This is a genomic window from Mammaliicoccus sp. P-M59 (assembly GCF_022386135.1).
GTDB classification, from domain to species: Bacteria; Bacillota; Bacilli; order Staphylococcales; family Staphylococcaceae; genus Mammaliicoccus; species Mammaliicoccus sciuri_A.
The window spans coordinates 91527-106746 of the sequence record NZ_JAJNJJ010000002.1 but is presented as its reverse complement, the minus strand read 5'-3'; the positions used below and the strand labels follow the sequence as shown (position 1 = coordinate 106746).

Sequence of the window (15220 nt, the reverse complement as noted above, 5' to 3'; positions counted from 1 at the left end):
AAGGACGGGACTTATTATGACAATATATAATATTAATTATAGTATTGGTTGGGCAAGTAGCGGCATCGAATATGCCCAATTTTATAGAGCTAAGATGCTACGTGAACAAAAGGAAAGTTTGAAATTTGTATTTTTAGACTTTATGACACGTGAGAACATTCAAACTTTAACAAGTCATATGGGATATTATGATCATGAAATTATTTGGATATATCAATATTTTACAGATATTAAAATTGCACCTACTACTTATACCATAAATAATTTAATTGATACGCTTGATATGAAAATAACACGTCGAGAAGAAAATAAAAAAATAGTAAAGTTGTTTAGTGAAACGAATCAAACATACGTGACATGTTTTCTAAAGGAACAAGGTAAGCCATATGTGGATAGAGCAGAATTTGTTTCTCGAGGAAAGTTAATCAGGAAAGATTTCTATACTTACACTAGAACATTCTCGGAATATTATGCGCCACATGAAAATAGAGCGAAAGTTTATATGAGACAATTCTATAATGAAGATGGTTCTATTGCTTATAACGAGTATTTAAATAATAACGGTCAGTTATATATGTTTAAGGATCAAATTTTCTATTCTAAAGAGGAATTTGTAGCTTATTTCATGAAATGTCTGCATTTAACTTCAAGGGATATTGTGCTTATTGACCGGTCTAAAGGAATGGCTCAACCTGTTATTCAAAATAAAGGCGAGTCTCAATTAGGTGTTGTCATTCATGCTGAACATTATAGTGAAAATTCAACAACTGATGATTATATTCTATGGAATAATTATTATGAATATGTATTTTCTCATTCAAGAGAAATTGATTTTTATATTGCAGCAACAGACCGACAAAAAACAGTTCTCAGCAATCAATTTAATCAATATTACGGCAACCTTCCAAAGATTTATACAGTGCCTGTTGGTAGTATTCATGATGTGATTGTACCGGATAATAGAAAGCCTTATTCAGTCATAACGGCATCAAGATTAGCCAGTGAAAAACATATAGATTGGTTAGTAAAAGCCGTTGTCAAAGCAAAACAATCTATTCCAGATTTGATATTTGATATATACGGAGAAGGCGCTGAAAGAAACATGCTTCAAAAATTAATCGATGAAAATGAAGCAAATGACTATATCAAACTTTTAGGACATGTGAAGTTACAAGATGTATATGCGAATTATGAATTGTTTTTCGCAGGTTCAACGAGCGAAGGTTTCGGGTTAACATTGATGGAAGCTGTCGGCTCTGGATTAGGGATGATAGGATTTGATGTCGATTATGGAAACACGACATTTATCAGTCATCATGAAAATGGTTATTTAATTCCATTCGATAAAAGTCACCAATCAGAACAAGAAATCGTCGATAATTTAGCCAATGCAGTTGTTCAATTTTTCAAAAATGATACTTCATCATTTCATGAGAAATCTTATGAACTTGCTGAACAATACAAGACTGACAATATTAAACAAAAGTGGTTTCACTTAATTGAAGAGGTGCTACATGATTAATCTATTTGAATCTTTCGATATACGAACACAAAGACTTTATAAAACATTTGAGAACGCAAAGGTGAATGTACAGACCATTGTCATTGAAGAAGATGGTTTCTTACCTTCAAATGTCATAACACCTTATCAGTTTTTCGCAAATAATGATGATCATGCTTCAAAACCTTTATTCTTTAACCAAGTGCCATTGCCAAGATTTTGGGAAATTGAAGGTAATAATAATTCAGCAGAAATTAAAAATATGGGCGAAGTAAAAGGTAGAATTATATATAAGAAGAACTACGGTTTTAGAATAGTTGAGCGAATTGAATGGTTGAACAAACAAGGTAGGACGCAAGTCATTGATTATTATAATAATAAAGGTTTAAAGTATGCGCAATTAATGGTTGATGATAATCAAAAACGCATTGTTAAACGATGGTTTAATGATCGAAATGAAGAAATCATAAGTGAGAATTTTGTAACGAATGATATTATGTTGAAATGGAATGATAAAGAATATATCTTTCAATCAAAAGTACAGTTTGTCATATTTTATTTGAAAATGAGTGAAATGCCTTTAGAAAGCTTTTTAATCAATTCTTTAGCTATACCTTTTGCAGTCCTTCATGATTTAAAAGAAGAAGGACACGACTATTTGTATTGGCAAGAACAAATGAAAGATAATTTACCGGGAAATATGAAGCTTATGTTAGCTGATAAGACAAGAGGTAGTAAAATTTTAGTACCAAGTAACGAGGAATACAATAAAGTACGTGAACTTGTAGAATCTGAACATCAAAGTAGAATTGCGAAAGCAGGTTATGTATACGAGTTCAAAAATAATCATAAAGAAGCGCGCAATGTACTTACATTAACGAACTCTGATCAGATTCCACATATTGAAGATATCGTTAAAGCTCATCCGCAATATCAATTTCATATTGTTGCTATTACTGAGATGTCTCAAAAGTTACTTCAACTTAATAAATATCATAATGTCACGCTATATCCTGTAGCAACTAAAGAGAAAATTCATACTTTGTATGAAACATGCGACATTTATTTAGATATTAACAAAGGTAATGAAATTCTGGATGCTATTAAAGTAGCATTTGAGCACCAGTTATTGATTTTAGGATATAAAGAAACAGTGCATAATGCAGATTATATTGCGAAAGAAAATCAATTCTCGTTAGAACATAAAGATCAATTAATCCATGCGTTAAAAGAGATAGAAGCGGACCCTACATTAGCTGATGTTAAACGAGAAAGTCAATTGAAGCATGCAAGTTCAATACAAGCGCAAGCATTTGAAGCACTGTTTGAATAATAAATGTGTAAATAAAGAATAGAGAGTTACAGCCAAGGCATAGCACAAGCCTTGGCTGTTTTTTTAAATTTAAAACTACATTACATGCTCTAATGTAGTTTATCTTACATTTTGCCCTTAATTATCTCTACTATTTAAGTGAGTACTCCATTATCTTGTAGTTATGTCAATATAGTTTAAACTACAATCGAAATTAGGAGGAAGATTATGGCAAATGTATTGTATAAAATAGGGACTTTTATGGCTAAACATAAAGGTTGGGGGGCTACTATTTGGTTGGTTATACTTTTATCAGTATTAGTACCAATGTTACTTACGAACCCTAAGTTTGATAATGATTTAACGATGAATGATTTAAAATCAGTCGATACGAATAATAAAATTAAAGATCATTTTAATCAAGATAGTGATAAGGCACAAATTCGTGTCGTTATAAAATCAGAAGATAAAGAGGGCATTGTTAAGCCTGATATTTCAAAGGATATTCAAGATTCATTGAAGAGTATTAAAGATGATGACAAAAAAGTTGATAGAATATCTGATCCATATGAAATGAAACAAATTAGTTCTGATAAGACAACAGCTATAGCAGAAGTTTATTATGATGTATCTGCAACGGCATTATCAGATGATTCAAGAGATAAAGTACAAGACAAATTTAATGATTTAGAAGATAAATATAATGTTCAAGTTGAATATACTGGAACAGGTATGAAGACTACAGATGTAGGTGCTACTTCTGAAATAGTAGGTGTAGCAGTAGCGTTTATCGTCTTATTAATAACATTTGGGTCATTAATTGCTGCAGGCTTACCAATTCTCAGTGCAATTATAGGATTAGGTACAAGTGTGAGCATTATATCGCTATTTACATTAGCATTCGATATCCCAAATGTAACGTTAACGCTTGCTGTTATGATTGGCTTAGCTTTAAGCATTGATTATGCATTGTTTATTCTTTCGAGATATAAAGAAATTAAGCGAGATGAACCTGACACAATAAAAGCAATCGGTTTAGCAACGGGAACTGCTGGTAGTGCAGTCGTATTTGCAGGTGTTACAGTCTTAATTGCTGTATTAGGTTTATCAGTGTTAGGCATCGATTTCTTAACGACTACAGGTTTAGTTGCAGCTATTAGCGTCATATTTGCTATGTTAACAGCGATTACGTTAGTACCTGTATTAGTTGGTATATTCCATAAGCATATTAAACCTAATAAACAGAACGTTCAAAATAAAAATGATGCAGATTCATTCTGGTCAAAATTCGTTGTTAATAAGCCGTTATTGGCTATTCTTGTAGGTTTAATCATCATTGTATTAGCGATTATTCCAGTAAAAGATATGCGTTTAGGTATTCCTGATGATGGCATGAATCCTAGCCATACAACACAACATAAAGCATACAACATTATTTCTGATAAATTCGGTGAAGGTTATAACGGTCAAATCGCGATGCTTGTGAATGTGAAAAATAAAAAAGATGATATGCAGGCACTTCAACAAGATTTACAAAGTTTAACGAAAGATGTAAAAGACATCAAAAATGTTGATACTGTCTTACCGCCTATGATGAGCGAGAATAAAGATTATGCTTTAGTAATTATCGTTCCAGAAAAAGGACCAAATGACGAAACGACGAATCAATTAGTACATGATTTAAGAGACTATAATGATGATGCTAAAAAAGATTATAACTTCAAAACGGAAGTATCAAGTCAAAGTGTAATCAACATTGATATGGCAGAGAAAATTAATAAGAGTATTCCACTATTTGCGAGCGTCATAGTCGCACTAGCGTTCATTTTATTAATGGTTGTATTTAGATCTATACTCGTACCTCTAAAAGCTGTATTAGGATTTATACTATCGCTATTAGCAAGTATGGGTATCACAACTCTTATTATGCAAGATGGTGTCATGTCAGAACTATTCGGTATTGATACACCAGGTCCACTATTTGCGATGTTACCTGTTATTCTCATCAGTTTATTATTTGGACTAGCAATGGACTACGAAGTATTTTTAATGTCGAGAATACATGAAGAATATAATAAGACTAAAGATAATAAACTGGCCGTAAAATTAGGTATTAAAAAGAGTGGTCCAGTTATCGTTGCAGCAGCATTGATTATGTTCTCAGTATTTATCGCATTTGTATTCCAAGAAGATCCAATTATTAAATCAATGGGTCTGTCATTAGCTTTAGGTGTATTGTTTGATGCATTTATAGTACGATTAACATTAATTCCGGCACTTACAACTTTATTAGGAAAAGCAACATGGTTTGTACCAGCGTGGTTAAGCAAACTGATTCCTCATATTGATATCGAAGGTCGTGATTTAGAACATACAGCTAAGCAAAATCAAACATATCATCAACCTACATCCGAAACGAATATGCATATCAATAGTCCATTAATAGATCAGCATATTGAAGTCGATGAACAAAATAAAGAAGAAATTTTGGATATATTGAAACAACAAAGTAAAAATATTGAAAGCATTAATAAAATTTTGGCAGAACTCATTAAAAAATCATAAATGCCAAAATGAATACAAAGGAGGATTTACAAATGAAATCATATAATAAATGGGATTTAAGAGTACAAAAGACATACAAACTATTGCACACATCACTTATCACATTGTTAGAAAAACAAAGTTTCGATGAAATAACAGTACAGGCAATTTGTGATGAAGCAATGGTGCACAGAACAACCTTTTATGCCCATTTTGAAGACAAATATCATTTGTTGTCCTCATGCTTAGATTACATCATAGAACATGAAGCAGTTTTTACAGATATAACACTCTCGCCAGAGAAATGTTTAAAAGAATTGATAAAAATTGTAGATAAATATAAAGATGCATTTTCTCAAGTGATATCTAATAAGAAAGCATCTATACAAAATATATTAAAAAAGAATATGTCAGAAGGTATCAAACAACATATTAAAGAATCAGGGCATATATATGATTCATCACATATTGATATTATCATCGCAGCATATGTCGCTTCAGTACTCTCTATATTAGAAAATTACGTAGCCGAAGACGTTGAAATTAATGAAAAAGATTTAGATAACATACTTAACACCTTATCTAGAATGTTTGCGTCGTAGTAAATATTAATTTCCCATCCCACCACACTTGTTTACTATGACCTTATCTTATTTCTTGGTATGATAAGCATGATATAAAGAATATTAAGATAAGAGGTGTTTCAAATGATGTTTATTGCTGCATTCATTCCTGTATTCATTGTTGGCTTTATTATTCTTGCGATTATGGAAGAGAAAAAGAAGAAAAAATAAGTTTTCGACTTTTTATATAAATTGAATTTATCTATACCTACCAATAATTGATGTTGGTAGGTATTTTTATTTTTAAAAATAAATTTTTTGAAAATTGTAAATTGACTCTATAAATAGACAATGGTAAGATATTTCTTATTAATCCAATCGGAATAATAAATAATGGAGGGGAACAAAGATGAAAAGAATGAAATTAGGATATTTTTTAACAGGTTTTGGACATCATGTTGCGAGTAGTAGACATCCTGAGTCTATCAAAAAGGGTGGTATGAATTTAGAGAAGACGATTGAACAGGCAAAGATTTTGGAAAAGGCTAAGTTTGATTTCTTGTTTGTATCAGACAGTTTGTATGTAGATAAGAAGACACATCCTGATATGTTTTCATTTTTCGAACCTTTATCACTCATGTCTATTGTAGCTAGAGAAACGAAGCATTTGGGTCTAATTGTAACGGGTTCAACGACATATTCTGAACCGTTCAATCTAGCAAGAATCTTTGCTTCTTTAGATCATTATAGTAATGGTAGAGCTGGTTGGAACATTGTTACTTCTGGAATTAATGCGACTGCATCAAATTTTAATGGAACAAATAATGTGGATCATGATTTAAGGTATGAGCAAGCGGATGAATTTGTAGAAGTTTCTAAACAGTTATGGCATTCATGGGAAGATGTGAATCCTGAAAAGTTACATGATGAAGGTAGATTATTGCCTGATTATCAACCTAAGACGATTGATTACAAAGGACGATTTTACAGTGTGAAAGGTCCATTAAATATTGAACAACCGCCTCAAATTCACCCTTTACTTGTGCAAGCTGGCTCTTCTAAGAAAGGCATTGATTTTGCGGCTAAGTATGCAGAAGTCGTGTTTACCGCTCAAAATGATGTGGATGCAGCTGTGCGTTTTGCGGAAAATTTAAAACGTAAAGTTAAAGAAAAAAGAGGCGATCACCAAGATGTTGTGATTATGCCTGGAATATTCCCGTTTATTGGTGAAACGAGAGAAGAGGCAGAAAGAAATTATAACGAGTTGCAAGATTTGATTCCGAAAGAAATGGGGTTAGAATTACTATCTTCTTATTTAGGTGATACAGATTTAAGTGGATATGAATTAGATACACCATTTGAGGATGTTGAAATAGATCAAGGAAACAATATTCAAAGTCGTGTTGATTTGATTAAAGAAACAGCTAAGAAACATCATTCTACACTTGAAGATGTTATGAAACATGTAGCTGGCGCAAGAGGTCATCATATTATCGTTGGGACGCCTGAAGATGTTGCAGATAGAATGGAAGAATGGTTTACGAAAGGTGCTGCAGATGGCTTTAATATTATGGCACCACTCAATCCTACACAATTCCAATTATTTGTAGATAAAGTGGTTCCAATATTAAAAGATAGAGGATTAGTACAAGAAGATTATAACGAAGGAACATTACGAGAAAAAATTGGATTAAGTTATGCAAAGCAACATAGTTAAGAACGATTAAAACAGTTAAAGCTGTTATTCTTCTGAAGAGGTGGTCATCAATATGTATGTAGCTTTTACACTTGTTTCATGTGCATTCTTTATCGGTATTGTCGCTTGGTATTCTTATTATAAGACGAAGAATACAGTAAATAGTTCTGGCGGATTTTTCTTAGGTGGCAGAGGGTTAACGGGTGGATTTATCGCAGGTGCCTTAATTCTTACCAATTTATCTGCTGAGCAATTAATAGGATTAAACGGACAAGGTTATCAGAATAACTTATCAAGTATGGGATGGGAAGTAACAGCTGGATTTTCAGTCATTATATTAGCAACCATTCTATTACCCAAATATTTAGGAGGCGCCTTTACGACGCTTCCTGAATTTATAAATACGCGTTTTGACCATCAAACGAGACTATTAATTGTCGTGTTATTTATGGTGGGTTATGGTTTTATTACCATTCCTTCAGTACTGTATTCAGGCTCATTAGCTGTGATACAAATTTTTGATATACCCAATATGTTTGGCATTACATATGAACAATCAATCTGGATCATCGTTTGGGTGATCGGTATTATCGGAATGCTGTATGCTGTTCTTGGTGGGTTAAAAGCAATTGCAATTTCGGATACATTAAATGGTATCGGTTTGTTGATTGTCGGAGTACTGGTACCGATACTTGGATTTATTGCACTTGGCGATGGCAGTATGTTAGCTGGCATGAAGACAATCGCTACAGAACATCCAGAAAAGCTTAATTCAATCGGGTCACAACATGATGACGTGCCATTTGGTTCGATTTTTACAGGTATGATTTTTGCTAATTTATTCTACTGGGGTACGAATCAATATGTGATTCAAAGAACACTCGGTGCGAAAAGTTTAGCAGAAGGTCAAAAAGGTGCGTTATTTACAGGCTTTCTTAAGATTCTTGTACCATTCTTAATGATGATACCAGGCGTTATCGCATATCATTTATACGGTTCAGGATTAAAGAATATGGATTTAGCTTATCCAACTTTAACAAAAGATGTCTTTCCGACATTTTTAAATGGTTTCTTTTTAGCTGTGCTATTAGGTGCAGTATTCTCAAGCTTCAATGCGTTGCTCAATAGTGCATCAACATTGTTTGTTTATGATATTTATAAAGTACTCATCAATAAAGAAGCGACTGATAGACAAATGATCAGAGTGAGTCAATGGTTCGGCGTAATCTTGGCACTTATCACCTTCTTTATTTCGCCAATGTTAATGAATGCACCACAAGGCTTATGGACAATTATTCGTCAATTTACAGGATTCTTCAATATACCTATCATCGCAATAGTACTGGTAGGTATATTTTCAAAAAGAATTCCAGCTATCGGACCTAAAATCGTGATTATTTCACATGTCATTGTTTATTATTTACTCATATGGGGCTTGCCGATGTTTTTCCATTATGAGATGACGATTAACTTTATTTACATACAAGGATTATTGTTTGTCATTGAAGTACTTTTAATGATTGTTATTGGAGCAATTAAGCCATTAAGTACACCTTATCAATTCAAACCAAATCCTAAAGTAGATATGACACCATGGAAATATACCATTCCAGTGACAGTAGTCTTATTTGGGTCAATGATCTTTACATTCGTATTGTTCTCACCGATAGGATTAGCCTCACAGGAGAATATCGTTTCACCATTGTTTTGGCCAGTGGTCATAGCGCTCGTCATAGTAGTGGGCGTTCTGTATTACGTCAGTCTAAAACAATGGTCACATAAATATGAATCAACACTAAAGCAGCAGTACAATAAACAACTCAAAGAAGAATTAAATATAGAACAACAAGGAAATGTTTTACCGAATAGCTTAGAACAATCGGTGAAATGATAGGAGATAGTGGGTTGATAAACAGAATAAGGCTGGGACATTACATTATGTCCTAGCCTTATTCTTATACCATTTTTTCCATTGGTAGTATTGATACATGATATTAATCTTAGACTTCAATTTATGATCGTGTCTTAAAAAAGCAGAGCTTCTCCAAAAGTGTTTCCAACCTTTCTTTGACCAATTATCAAATGTTAGAAACTGACCTCTTGTTCGCAGTGCTTTTGGTTTATTAAGATAGAATACATTTTTAATTAAGCCGACACCAATTAATGGTCGATAATGATTCTTTGCGCTATATGGTTCTAAAGGAATGTTGATTAAAGCATGTTTGAACATCTTAGTCCAAGTCTTCGGATTTTCTTTTCGATATATACGCATCGCTTCCTGTAAATCATTAGGCAATTGATAGTTCAGAACACGTCCATCCAAGCGCTTAACTTTTACATAAAAATACATTTTAGACACAGATGAAAATTACCTCCGAGCGAAAATTAATACCATAATTATACAATAGAAATGTATGGAAGGTCTAACGAGAATGTAAGGTGGGCAGGCCGGAATGGGGGTGTTGGAGGTCTGAATATTGCAAGTGGAGTGCGACTAGCAATGTTGGAGGTCTGAATATTGCAAGTGGGGTGCGACAAGCAATGTTGGGAGGCTGAATATTGCAAGTGGAGTGTGACTAGCAATGTTGGAGGTCTGAATATTGCAAGTGGAGTGTGACTAGCAATGTTGAAGGTCTGAATATTGCAAGAGAGGTGCGACAAGCAATGTTGGAGGTCTGAATATTGCAAGAGAGGTGCGACTAGCAATGTTGGGAGGCTGAATATTGCAAGTGAGGTGCAACTAGCAATGTTCAGGACCTTATATTTATCAAGACACCCCAAACAAGATAAATAGTGGGCTTGTATTTATCAAGACTACCTAAACAAGATAAATAGCGGGCTTGTATTTATCAAGACTACCTAAACAAGATAAATAGCGGGCTTGTATTTATCAAGACTGGCCAAACAAGATAAATAGCCGCTCCGTATATTGCAAGACTCCCTAAACAAGCAACATAGAGCCTACGTATGTTGCAAGACTCCCTAAACAAGCAACATAGAACCTCCGTATGTTGCAAGACACCCCAAACAAGCAACATAGAACCTCCGTATGTTGCAAGACACCCTAAACAAGCAACATAGAACCTCCGTATGTTGCAAGACACCCCAATCTAGCAACATAGCGCTCACTTTTCCTAATTCCATCCGCCAACCCGCCAATCCTCCCCAGATCCATCAGCCTCCCCAAAAGATCTACCAGGCACTCCGCCTTCCAGCCCCATCCTCCCATCTCAAAACAGAAAAAAACCGGGACTTCCATGCTAGTCCCGGTTTTCTCATCATTATTATTTAATTATTTCACACGTTCCCAAACGAGTTTTTGGTTGGGAACGTTACCGTTTATGATACTTAGTGTATCGCCTTCTAATGTGAAGATTCTTGGTTGTGTTTCTCCTAACCATGTTGGGTTCATACTTACTTCCATTGTGTGGTACACTGTAGAATTTTCTTCATCTAATTCAAATTTACCTGAGTATGCTACGTATCCGTGTGCTGCTGTAGCCATTTCATCTTGAGTACCTGTGTGTAAATCTCCTGATTCATATGCTGGACGGCCTTGTTGCATTAATTGTGCTGACATATAGCCGTCTGGGTTATACATGATAAATCCTGTTGCATCTTTACCTAATGGGAAAAAGATTTCTCCGTTTTCAGTTTCATCTTGATATCTTACTAATTTCCAAGTTCCGATTAATTGATCTTTTAAATTAGCCATTTGAACACTTCCTTAGATAATTTGTTTGTTTATAAATTATGCGTTAGAACCGCCTGATACACTGATTGTTTCACCAGTAATTGCTGAAGCACCATCTGATGCTAAGAATATGACAGTATCTGCAATTTCTGATGGTTCTAATAAACGGTTCATTGGCATTTTACCTGTAATGTATTTTTCCATTGCTTCTTGTTCAGTAGAATTGTCTTGTTCTGCTAAGTGTGCAAGTTGATTTTCAATTAAAGCAGTACGAACTGGTCCTGGTAATACAGCGTTTGAAGTAATTCCATCTGCTACAACTTCAAGTGCGACTGTTTTAGCAAATCCAATTTGAGCGAATTTAGAAGCAACGTAAGCTGATTTAAATGGGTCTGCCATTTCACCATGTGCTGATGAAATTGTAACGATACGACCTTTTTTCTGTTGTTTCATGCTTGGTAATACGTGTTTAGTCATTAAGAATGTACCTGTTTGAATAACACCGATAACTTGGTTCCATTTTTCTAATGGGAAGTCTTCTACTTTAGAAATAAATTGAATACCTGCATTGTTAACAAGTACATCTATTGGACCATATTGTTCAGTGATTTCTTTAATTGATTTTTCAATAGTTGGTTCATCTGTTACGTCTACTTGATAAGCCACACCGTTGTTTAAAGATTGTGCTGCTTTATCCGCTACTTCTTTACTCATATCAAAAATAAATACACGGTCACCTTCTTTATCAAAAGCTTGTGCGATTGCATATCCAATACCTTGTCCTGATCCTGTTACGATTACGTTTCTCATAATGTAAAACCTCCTGAATTTTATAGAATAATTGATGCTAAAATAACAACGATAAGTGCGAGTAAGTTTGCACCTGTGTTCGTAATGAATAAATATTTAAAGCCGTTTTTATGTGTTAAGCCTGTTAAAGCGAAGAATGTTAATACAACGCCTGTGTGAGGCATAACTGTGAATATTGATGAAGACATTGTAGCTACTCTGTGAATAGCATCTGGATCGAGTCCCATATCAACATATTGTTTACCGAATGCTTGCATCACGATACCTAGTGAACCAGATGCAGATCCTGTTATCACACCAAATAATGCAGATGCGATAGATAAACTAATTAATGGATTACCTGGTATATTTAAGATGAAAGTCTTAATACCATCAAATCCTGGTGCTAAAGTGACAACAGTACCAAATGCGATAGCTGAAGCGGTTAAGAACATTGGTAAGATAGAACTTACTGCACCATCATTAATAATTGCTTTTTGTTTAGGAATATATTGATAAAATAGTATAGCTGATAAGATAATGGACACTGCTAAACCAATCAGAATAACATTGTCTACTCTTAATATACTACCCACAATATTAATTACTATTAACACGATAATTGGTAAAATACTTAAATAAAAGTTCGGTGTTTTATTTTTAGATTGATCAGAATCGTCTTGTTCGACATTAAAGTCATCGAATGTTTCACCTTTTTTAAGACTTTTATTTAATGCATATTTCATATACCATAACCCAAATACTATTGCGACAACTGCACCGATAATACCTAATAAAGGTGCCGCTGTTAATGTTGTACCTAAATATTTAGTAGGGACAACGTTTTGTACTGACGGTGTACCAGGGAGCATCGTCATCGTGAACGTACCTAAACCTAACATGATTGGAATACCAATTAAGTTCCAAGCGATATTTAATTGCTTGAATAATGGTTTAGCTAAAGGCACAATAACAAAGACAACAACAAACAGGCTAATGCCACCATATGTTAAAATAGCAGTAATTAAGAAGATTGCTACTAATATAGAATAAGGATTGTTTGTACCAACTTTGCTAATGATTTTTTCAGCGATAGATTGTGCTGCACCACTTTGGTCCATATACTTCGCAAGTAGTGAACCTAGAATGAATACACCAAAGAAACTAATAATAAAACCGGCGAGACCAGTCATATACGATTCTTCAGTACCGACTAAAGAATTAAAGAACGGTAAGCCATTTGTTAGAATAACAATGATTGAAGCTATTGGCCCTATAACCAAAATAGAATAACCTTTCATTGATAAATAAATAATGAAGAGGATACCTATAATGATGCCAATCGTACCTATTGTTTCCATAAAATCCCCCTATAACAATTACGATTTATGTGATTACATATACTATTATTCGCCTGAAATCGCCTAAAGTAAAAGACTTGTTTAGTTATTAGCGTGATAACTAATTAGTTATAGAGGTGTATGAAAGCAAGTATCATAAGGGGTTACGCTTATAAAGATAGACATAAAGGGGACATGAACCTATGAACAAATTACATGCTAAATCATATTTAGAGGCTATTGTGAGATTTGGAAACATTTCGCATGCAGCTAAACATTTATACGTTTCACAACCTTATTTAAGTAAATTTTTGAAAGATATAGAATCAGAAGTAGGGGTTAAACTCATTGATAGAGAAAGTAATCCTTTAACATTAACTTACGCAGGAGAACGTTATTTAGCTTATGCAGAAGAAATGGAGAATATCTCTCAAAAAATGGCTTATGAATTACAAGAAATCGCCAATTTAGAAAAAGGACGCTTAAAAATAGGGGTAAACCCATTTCTAGCATCACATACTTTATATAATATTTTGCCTGAATTTATAAAGAACTATCCAGGTATCGAAGTTGAATTAATAGAAGACAGCGCGAATCAAATAGAAGTGCTACTTGCAGAACATAAAATAGATATTTGCATTACCATATTACCAATCAATAATGAAGAAATAGACTACGAGACGTTATATACAGAAGCATTGTATTTAGCCATTCCAGACCAGAATCCATTAGCGAAATATATACAATCTTCAGAACATAAACTACCATTTGCGATTAACAAATTGAATCGAGAAAAATTTATACTGCTTAAGAACAATATGACATTACGCAGAGTGACAGATACATTTTTTGAAGATCATGATTTGAAGCCACAAACAATAGTAGAAACAATTAATGTAGATAATGCACTTTACTTAGTAAACGAAGGATTAGGCATAACAGTCGTGCCAGCAAGTGTGAAAATGAAATCATCACATCAAAACGTAAAGTACTTCAAATTAAATGAGTTCGTTTATAAGAACACAGTAGCAATTGCATATAATAAACATTATGATATCTCAAAAGCAGCAAGTGTCTTTTTAAATTTAGCAATAATGCGATTTAAAGAGAGATAGGTGTTAAGAAATCAAAGAACATATAAAATAGACAAAATATACCAAATTATGATATTATGTAAATGAAAAAGGACAACGTGGTGGAACACGTTGCCCAATGAGCCCGTTCGAAAGACGGTGACCATAGTATTTAGAACAATAATAAGTAATCATTCCAGAACTCCGTCAAAAGTTGGAATGGTTACTTTTTTTGATTGTTGCTAATTAATATTAAACCAATGATTGATATGACAACCATTAGAATTTCATAATCAGTCATTCTACTCCTTTCCAGGAGCAAAAACCAACATCATAGGCATCACCCCTTAAATAGAGATTAGCCACTATCAATCCAACTTGCTCTGTTATATTATACCAAATTACCAGTATTTGTAACATAATTTTTGATTGTTATAGACATAATATTACGGGTTATTGTATAATTTAATTATAAAATAGCGACGTGGTGAAACACGTTTGCCAGTGAGCAGGTTCGAGAGATGGTGGTTATTTTGTTGATTAAAAAGTAACCATTTAACCTGTCAAAGTTAGAGGTGGTTACTTTTTAGAGTTTAACTTCACAATTGTAATGACTAAGCCGATTAAGATAACAACGATAAAAGTACCGAAATCCATTATCAGCCTAATTGCATCGACAATTGGAATCACAAAAGGCTGCTCCTTTCT

General features: G+C 33.6%; 12 protein-coding genes. 7 read left to right on the top strand and 5 right to left on the bottom strand.

Going from position 1 to position 15220, the window contains the following annotated elements; translation table 11 throughout:
• Positions 1-16 precede the first annotated feature (16 nt).
• The 6 genes from gtfA to LQ617_RS05550 all read left to right on the top strand — a co-directional run bounded on the left by gtfA (position 17) and on the right by LQ617_RS05550 (position 9507).
• Positions 17-1522, top strand: coding sequence for an accessory Sec system glycosyltransferase GtfA (gene gtfA, locus LQ617_RS05575; protein WP_239739857.1), 1506 nt, complete (start codon positions 17-19; stop codon positions 1520-1522).
• A complete protein-coding gene (gene gtfB / locus LQ617_RS05570; RefSeq protein WP_239739856.1) occupies positions 1515-2834 on the top strand; it encodes an accessory Sec system glycosylation chaperone GtfB in 1320 nt (439 codons plus the stop codon). Before gtfA ends, gtfB begins: the two co-directional genes overlap by 8 nt.
• A 207-nt stretch (positions 2835-3041) precedes the next feature.
• On the top strand, positions 3042-5378 hold the full coding sequence (locus LQ617_RS05565) for an MMPL family transporter (protein ID WP_126477454.1): 2337 nt from the start codon (positions 3042-3044) through the stop codon (positions 5376-5378).
• A gap of 32 nt (positions 5379-5410) precedes the next feature.
• Positions 5411-5959 (top strand): TetR/AcrR family transcriptional regulator, encoded by a 549-nt coding sequence (locus tag LQ617_RS15980; protein WP_037589126.1) that lies wholly within the window; start codon positions 5411-5413, stop codon positions 5957-5959.
• Between the two features lie 370 nt (positions 5960-6329).
• Positions 6330-7637 (top strand): LLM class flavin-dependent oxidoreductase, encoded by a 1308-nt coding sequence (locus LQ617_RS05555; RefSeq protein WP_239739855.1) that lies wholly within the window; start codon positions 6330-6332, stop codon positions 7635-7637.
• A 52-nt stretch (positions 7638-7689) separates the two neighbouring features.
• Complete coding sequence (locus LQ617_RS05550; RefSeq protein WP_239739854.1) at positions 7690-9507, top strand: solute:sodium symporter family transporter; 1818 nt, start codon at positions 7690-7692, stop codon at positions 9505-9507.
• A 45-nt stretch (positions 9508-9552) separates the two neighbouring features.
• Here the strand turns inward: LQ617_RS05550 and LQ617_RS05545 are convergent, their stop codons facing one another.
• The 4 genes from LQ617_RS05545 to LQ617_RS05530 all read right to left on the bottom strand — a co-directional run bounded on the left by LQ617_RS05545 (position 9553) and on the right by LQ617_RS05530 (position 13460).
• Positions 9553-9966, bottom strand: a complete 414-nt coding sequence (locus LQ617_RS05545; protein WP_481816971.1) for a DUF7679 family protein — start codon at positions 9964-9966, stop codon at positions 9553-9555.
• A gap of 942 nt (positions 9967-10908) precedes the next feature.
• Entirely contained in the window at positions 10909-11331 is a 423-nt protein-coding gene (locus tag LQ617_RS05540) for a lipocalin-like domain-containing protein (RefSeq protein ID WP_037589130.1), read from the bottom strand.
• A 36-nt stretch (positions 11332-11367) separates the two neighbouring features.
• On the bottom strand, positions 11368-12123 hold the full coding sequence (locus LQ617_RS05535; protein WP_037589131.1) for an SDR family NAD(P)-dependent oxidoreductase: 756 nt from the start codon (positions 12121-12123) through the stop codon (positions 11368-11370).
• A gap of 17 nt (positions 12124-12140) precedes the next feature.
• On the bottom strand, positions 12141-13460 hold the full coding sequence (locus LQ617_RS05530; RefSeq protein ID WP_126477411.1) for a GntP family permease: 1320 nt from the start codon (positions 13458-13460) through the stop codon (positions 12141-12143).
• A 182-nt stretch (positions 13461-13642) separates the two neighbouring features.
• On the opposite strand from LQ617_RS05530, the gene LQ617_RS05525 reads away from it, so the two are divergent.
• On the top strand, positions 13643-14554 hold the full coding sequence (locus LQ617_RS05525) for a LysR family transcriptional regulator (RefSeq protein WP_037589134.1): 912 nt from the start codon (positions 13643-13645) through the stop codon (positions 14552-14554).
• 537 nt (positions 14555-15091) lie between these two features.
• On the opposite strand, the gene LQ617_RS05520 is transcribed toward LQ617_RS05525, so the two are convergent.
• A complete protein-coding gene (locus LQ617_RS05520; RefSeq protein WP_126477406.1) occupies positions 15092-15202 on the bottom strand; it encodes a putative holin-like toxin in 111 nt (36 codons plus the stop codon).
• Positions 15203-15220: the final 18 nt, after the last annotated feature.

Excerpts from the sequence above, each read along its gene's own strand:
- gtfA (WP_239739857.1), top strand. The coding sequence starts at position 17 with ATGACAATATATAATATTAATTATAGTATTGGTTGGGCAAGTAGCGGC.
- gtfB (WP_239739856.1), top strand. The coding sequence starts at position 1,515 with ATGATTAATCTATTTGAATCTTTCGATATACGAACACAAAGACTTTAT.
- LQ617_RS05565 (WP_126477454.1), top strand. The coding sequence starts at position 3,042 with ATGGCAAATGTATTGTATAAAATAGGGACTTTTATGGCTAAACATAAA.
- LQ617_RS15980 (WP_037589126.1), top strand. The coding sequence starts at position 5,411 with ATGAAATCATATAATAAATGGGATTTAAGAGTACAAAAGACATACAAA.
- LQ617_RS05555 (WP_239739855.1), top strand. The coding sequence starts at position 6,330 with ATGAAAAGAATGAAATTAGGATATTTTTTAACAGGTTTTGGACATCAT.
- LQ617_RS05550 (WP_239739854.1), top strand. The coding sequence starts at position 7,690 with ATGTATGTAGCTTTTACACTTGTTTCATGTGCATTCTTTATCGGTATT.
- LQ617_RS05545 (WP_481816971.1), bottom strand. The coding sequence starts at position 9,966 with ATGTATTTTTATGTAAAAGTTAAGCGCTTGGATGGACGTGTTCTGAAC.
- LQ617_RS05540 (WP_037589130.1), bottom strand. The coding sequence starts at position 11,331 with ATGGCTAATTTAAAAGATCAATTAATCGGAACTTGGAAATTAGTAAGA.
- LQ617_RS05530 (WP_126477411.1), bottom strand. The coding sequence starts at position 13,460 with ATGGAAACAATAGGTACGATTGGCATCATTATAGGTATCCTCTTCATT.
- LQ617_RS05525 (WP_037589134.1), top strand. The coding sequence starts at position 13,643 with ATGAACAAATTACATGCTAAATCATATTTAGAGGCTATTGTGAGATTT.